Source organism: Paraburkholderia ribeironis (assembly GCF_900019265.1).
Lineage (GTDB): Bacteria > Pseudomonadota > Gammaproteobacteria > Burkholderiales > Burkholderiaceae > Paraburkholderia > Paraburkholderia ribeironis.
The window spans coordinates 1-5433 of sequence record NZ_CYGX02000111.1 but is presented as its reverse complement, the minus strand read 5'-3'; the positions used below and the strand labels follow the sequence as shown (position 1 = coordinate 5433).

7 protein-coding genes are annotated in these 5433 nt (G+C 58.7%); 5 read left to right on the top strand and 2 right to left on the bottom strand.

Annotated features, from left to right (window positions below; all coding sequences use genetic code 11):
• Positions 1-193: 193 nt before the first annotated feature.
• The 5 genes from BN2475_RS30970 (at position 194) to BN2475_RS30950 (ending at position 2970) form a co-directional block, all read left to right on the top strand.
• Positions 194-346 (top strand): phospholipase D-like domain-containing protein, encoded by a 153-nt coding sequence (locus BN2475_RS30970; RefSeq protein ID WP_174642092.1) that lies wholly within the window; start codon positions 194-196, stop codon positions 344-346.
• Between the two features lie 46 nt (positions 347-392).
• Complete coding sequence (locus BN2475_RS30965; RefSeq protein ID WP_094783194.1) at positions 393-716, top strand: hypothetical protein; 324 nt, start codon at positions 393-395, stop codon at positions 714-716.
• 93 nt (positions 717-809) lie between these two features.
• Positions 810-1262, top strand: a complete 453-nt coding sequence (locus BN2475_RS30960; RefSeq protein ID WP_094783193.1) for a hypothetical protein — start codon at positions 810-812, stop codon at positions 1260-1262.
• Positions 1263-1382: 120 nt separating this feature from the next.
• Positions 1383-2204, top strand: coding sequence for a DUF5131 family protein (locus BN2475_RS30955; RefSeq protein WP_342744668.1), 822 nt, complete (start codon positions 1383-1385; stop codon positions 2202-2204).
• Between the two features lie 94 nt (positions 2205-2298).
• Positions 2299-2970: a Lar family restriction alleviation protein gene (locus BN2475_RS30950; protein ID WP_094783192.1), complete on the top strand. Its 672-nt coding sequence runs from the start codon at positions 2299-2301 to the stop codon at positions 2968-2970.
• A 365-nt stretch (positions 2971-3335) separates the two neighbouring features.
• On the opposite strand, the gene BN2475_RS30945 is transcribed toward BN2475_RS30950, so the two are convergent.
• The gene (locus BN2475_RS30945) at positions 3336-4775 is read right to left on the bottom strand and encodes an IS1182 family transposase (RefSeq protein ID WP_094783191.1); all 1440 of its coding nucleotides are present in this window, start codon (positions 4773-4775) and stop codon (positions 3336-3338) included.
• Between the two features lie 220 nt (positions 4776-4995).
• On the bottom strand, positions 4996-5433 hold a 438-nt coding region (locus BN2475_RS30940), incomplete at its 5' end, for a hypothetical protein (protein WP_218023747.1).

Here is a 5433-nt window from a genome sequence, read left to right as displayed (position 1 = left end):
GAATAAACCTAAACGACTGCCGCCCGACGCGGCCGGTCATAGCCGACCCTGCTCGGATGCAGAATTTTGTTTTCCTGGTCTTGGCCGCGGCACTCGGAGGCGCCATCGGATTCGTAGAGACAATGCGATGCAGTATCGCATTGTGGTTGGCTTATGTACGGCCCTATTAAAGGGTTAGACAACGAGAAACGCCTTGACAACGCAATATAACAACGGCCAGGCCGCGGCGTCTCGCAATAGCGAAAATGCGCTCGTGCTCTGGAACTGCCCGGGCGTCGCGAGGGACTACCTCGTGCACTGGCAAAGCCGCTGGGATCAGGGCGTCGATTTCCGTTCCTCTTACTGAAAGCTATGGACTTCCACCGGCCCCAATCCACTGAACAGGAGTATCCGTGCAACAGATATCCCAAATCCTCCAGGACATCCTCAACCTGACGCGCTATGCGGCGGCGCCGTTCATTCTCACCGGTCGACCCGATTCTGTGCGCCAGTGGCTTTCCGTGCTGCAGGAGCGCCTGAGCGCGATCCGGCTCCTGGTCGATAACGCGCTCGCATCATTCGAGCAGGCGCGGGACGGTGAAACCGACGACTGGACCGATGAAGAGCGCGTCCTCAGCGATGAATGGGTGCTGCGCAAGTATCCCAACGAGCCAGAAAGTGTCAGGGCGGCGCTGCGGAAGGCGTGGGTCGACGGACAACGGCTGCGCGCGCGGTAGCGGGTGGCGTATGCGAAAAACGGGGAACCTTGACTTCCCGTTGGAATTGCACGCCCGGTTCCCGATCGGACTATCTAACTATCGGAGTCTTCCATGCTGGGGAAAAGCTTTTTTCTGGAACGCGCGATCTCGCGCTCGCTCGACTGGCTGGGCCGTTACCCGGCTTTGGGTTGCGCCTGCCACGATCTCGAGTCACTCTCGTCGGGCCGTCAGGTAGTCGTCGCCGCTGCCACCTCCAATGGCGTGCGGTGCGTGTTCTTCAGTGCAGTCGGGTCCGTCCTCGACTTTAGCGCTACCTGGGCCGAGCTCGAGCGCGCGAAAACCTGGTGGTACTTCGTGCAGCGCTGGTATTTCTGGGTCGTTCCAGATCAAAGGACGCTCGAAAAGATCAATCTCACGGCGTCCGCGCTGGACCATGTGATCGTGCCGTCGGCCGTCGAACACGCCAGCGACGCGGCGTACTTACCGTGGCTCGACACCATCGAAGCCCGCGCCCGGCAGTACGGCACTCTTGCGGCGTCGCGTCTCGAAGTCGAAGCAATTTGAGGGGAGGCAGACAATGGGGGCGAACACCAAAATCGAATGGACGGACATGACTTGGAGCCCGTGGGAGAGGGGGGTTGCCAGAAGGTTGGCCCGGGCTGCGATCATTGCTACGCGGAGTCGATGAATCGTTGGCTACGCCATGGGGAAAACTGGGGGCCGGGCGCAATTCGCCGCATCTACAGCGACGATCACTGGGAAAAACCGCTGCGCTGGAACGATGCGGCTGCGAAGGCCGGCCACTATCGCAAGGTATTCCCGAGCGTATGCGATCCGTTTGACAACGCCGCACCCGAAGGGCAACGCGGACGCTTCGCCAAGCTCATTCGCGACACGCCGCATCTTGTCTGGATGTTGCTCACAAAGCGGATTGGGAATGCCACTGCGATGCTGACCGAAATGTTTCCGGAAGGCGCGCCGAACAACGTCTGGCTGGGTGCAACCATCGTCAATCAGGAAGAAGCTGACCGGGATATCGACAAACTCGTCCACGCGCCCGCCAATGTGCGCTTTCTCTCGATGGAGCCCCTACTCGGCCCCGTCAACCTTTTCGACTGGATTGGCCCCTGGAGCAAGCCGCATGAACTGCAAGCCCCGCTAATGCTCGACTGGGTCATTGTCGGCGGTGAAAGCGGACGCAACGCACGTCCCATCCACCCGGCATGGGTGCGATCGCTAAGAGATCAGTGCGAGGCCGCCGGCGTCGCCTATTTTTTCAAGCAGTGGGGAGAATGGGCTCCCGGAAATAGTTGTGCTGGCAGCGACATAGTCGAGCGGGATCGAAGCAGGATCGAAAGCGGCTTCTTCGATTACAACGACGGCTGGAACGCGCTCGGCCCCAATGCGTTCCGGCAGACCATGGATCGGATCGGCAAAAAGGCCGCCGGTCGCGAACTGGACGACCGGGTTCACAACAATTTCCCTGAAACTATTCTTCATACATAATCAAAGCATCTTACCAGTTGTAAATCCGGCTTTTCGCGCGTTCAATGTCCACCGATAATGCCTGCGAATATATCGAACCGCGAAAACCGGAAAAATGTACGAACAGCTCTATCCATGCGATCACTGCGGCGGGCGCGGCACCGCCGGATTCTCACAACGCGTAGTTGCTGAAATCGGCCAGGCCGGGTTCGACTATGGGCGATTCGGCCGTCACGCTGGACCGCCGAAGATCGGCGACGCGCTGACTCGCCCCGCTTACGCGCCGAAAACCGAAAAGCTTGCGTGCATCTACTGCGCCGACTGTGGCATGACGACGCCGTGGATTGCAGTCGACAACGACGAGCATGCAGCTCTTGATCAGTGCGCGAAGATCTGGAACCAACGCCTCGATCGCCCGAAGGTCACGGACGGCGATCTACGCGACCTCATCGAAAAGGAAGTCGGAGCGTGCGATGCCCAGATGGTCATAAACTTGCTCGCGCGCAACGAAGGAGATTGGGAAGCGCGCGGCCCCATCTTCGCGATGCTCGCGCAAAGACTCGTCGACGCCGCGATATCCACAAATGATTGCTGGCCGATCCAGCCGCTATTAAATGACGCTGCGCGCTATCGCAAGCTGATGCAGCTCGTAAAGTGGGTGGACATTGATGGCGAGCGCTATGCGCAGTTCCCAAAGATTCCGACGCCTGGCGATCATTCGGATCTGGTGTTCGAAGACCGTATCGCTCTGGCGGTTGATGGGATGCCCGATCGCGACCGTTGGTAAGGTAGTCTGCCGCCAGTCATTGGCTCTGGCCGCAGGCGCCTGCGTGCTACCGTCGACTCAAGGCAGACTCTAATAGAAGCATTTGCATTCGTCGCGTCCTTTCCGTTCTCGGGAAGGCGGCCTGCTCCGCTCGCCCCCAAAAAATGTTCTTCGCGGAATTCCGGGGAAAGAGACGGCCACCGACCCAGGTTGTGTAAAAACGCGGCGCGGGCACCCCGACGATTTTCCCAACGAGCCATTACGGCCGTCGTCGGCCTCGTTGAGCCGGTCTTACGGTTATCGGGTTTTTGATGACGTTGAGAGAAGCAGAGGTGCCTGGGCGCCTTGATGCGCGCCGGCACAGCGGACCTGACGCAAGTCGGTCCTCAGGCCCGCATCTTTTGCATCATCGACCCAGTGCCGAGGATCGCCATGACGCGCCGGAGGTTGTACGCCAGCACATGAAGGCTCATCTCAGTGCTGACATGCTCGCGGGTTTTCATCAGGAAGTGCACCGCGCCCATCCAGAACTTCAGCGTACCAAATGGATGCTCGACGGTCTGACGGCGTATGCGCATCATGTCCGGCTTCTGGTCGAGCCGTTGCTGCATCGCTTCAACGACGGCCTCATGCTCCCAGCGCTTTATCCGGCGCGCCTGTTTGCCTGATGTGCATTGTTTCCTGATGTCGCAGGTAGTACAGGCTGAGCTCGAATAGCAATGCAGCGTCATGCCGTGTTCGATGTTTGTGAAACGCCAGTTGAGCCGCTGCTGGGCAGGGCAAATGTACTCGTCATCTTTGGCAACGTAGATAAAATCCTGCTTGCCGAAGTAACCGTCAGCGACCTTGCCCGAAGTCAGCGGTTTAGGAACGAAGGCCGTAATGCCCACCTCGTGGCACTGCAGGATTTCCTCGCTCTTGAAGTAGCCCCGGTCGGCAACAACGGTCAGATCGGTGATGCCGGTAGCCGCCCGCGCCTGGGCGGCCATGTTCGACAACTGGCTGCGATCGTTGCCGACGTTCGTGACCTCGTGCGCCACGATCAGATGATGCGTGTCATCAACGGCCGTCTGAACGTTGTAGCCAACCATTCCGGTTCCCCGACCGCTCGTTGCCATTGAGCGTGCGTCTGGATCAGTCAGCGAGACCTGCCCATCTGGCGAGTCGCGCAATCGCTGCTCCATGGTCTTGAGGTCCTGCATTTGCTGTTTGAGCTTGCTGATCTTGTCGCTGATGCGACTCGTCTTCGCTTCAGTAACATCGGATTGAGTCCGGTCTGCCGTCTCCATTGCGGAAAGATATCGCGCGATGCTCTCATCGATCTGCTGCAGGCGCGCCTGAACCTTCCCGCTCGTAAAGTTGCGATCACGATTGTTGACGGCTTTGAACTTACTGCCGTCGATGGCCACTATCGACTTTGAGAAGAGGTCCAGGTTACGGCATAGCACGATGAACTGGCAGCACACATTGCGAATCGCTTTGCCGTTGTTACGGCGGAAATCAGCGATGGTCTTGAAGTCCGGCGAAAGGCGGCCTGTTAGCCACATCAGCTCAACGTTGCGTTGAGTCTCACGTTCCAGACGCCGACTCGACTGAATCCGATTTAGATTGCCGTAGACGTAAATCTTGAGCAGCACGGATGGATGATATGAGGGGCGTCCCGTCATCGCGGGAGCGGTTCCGTCAAAGCCGAGATCATGAAGCTCAAGCTCATCGACAAAGACGTCGACTACGCGCACTGGATTGTCGTCGGACACATAGTCCTCGAGATACTCGGGCAGCAAAACAGCTTGCTTACGGTCTTCGCCTTCAACGAATCGCTTCATGTGACCGCCCGACCTGAATGCGTTACTTCAGTTTAGGCGATCACCATGCGTTTTCACACAAGCTGGACCCACATGAGACGATCATCGGCGACAGTCGAAAGTCCGCAGTGCAAAGAGTTACGGCCGTTCAGTCCAGTCGCTTTTCAAAGCAGTGATGGGCATACGGTTCCGCGCTGAACCCGAACGCGTGTAGCGATTGCCGGCGAATAACCTTGGTCGATCACTTGCCACCGTCAGGTATTTTGGTACGCGCCATCGCATACATGTAGGCGACATGGTCAGCGGCAGTGCCCTCACCAGTGCGAGTGTTTGCTTCGAGAGTGCGCAGTTCCTCGCGCGCGGCTTTGCTGTCGTTTCGGGTTGCTGCGAGCATGTCCTTGGCGAGAGCATCCGCTGCCTTCTCGCAGACGCCAACCCCGTCCGCCTCCGCCTTGTCCCGGTAGTCTCGGAGGAAACGCGCGGTTTCAATGGCGTCACCGTACTTGGCTGCGATCCACTCCGGCGTCTCGTCCTTGGTCAGCAGGAACCGCGTGCAGGTGTGCTCGCGGGTGCCCATGAACTCTGCAAGTTCCTTTATGTCGTTGACCTTCACCTCTGCGGCGGGGGCTGCAACTGCTTGGGGAGTAGGTGTGTTCGCACCGTAAGCGTGGCACCAGCA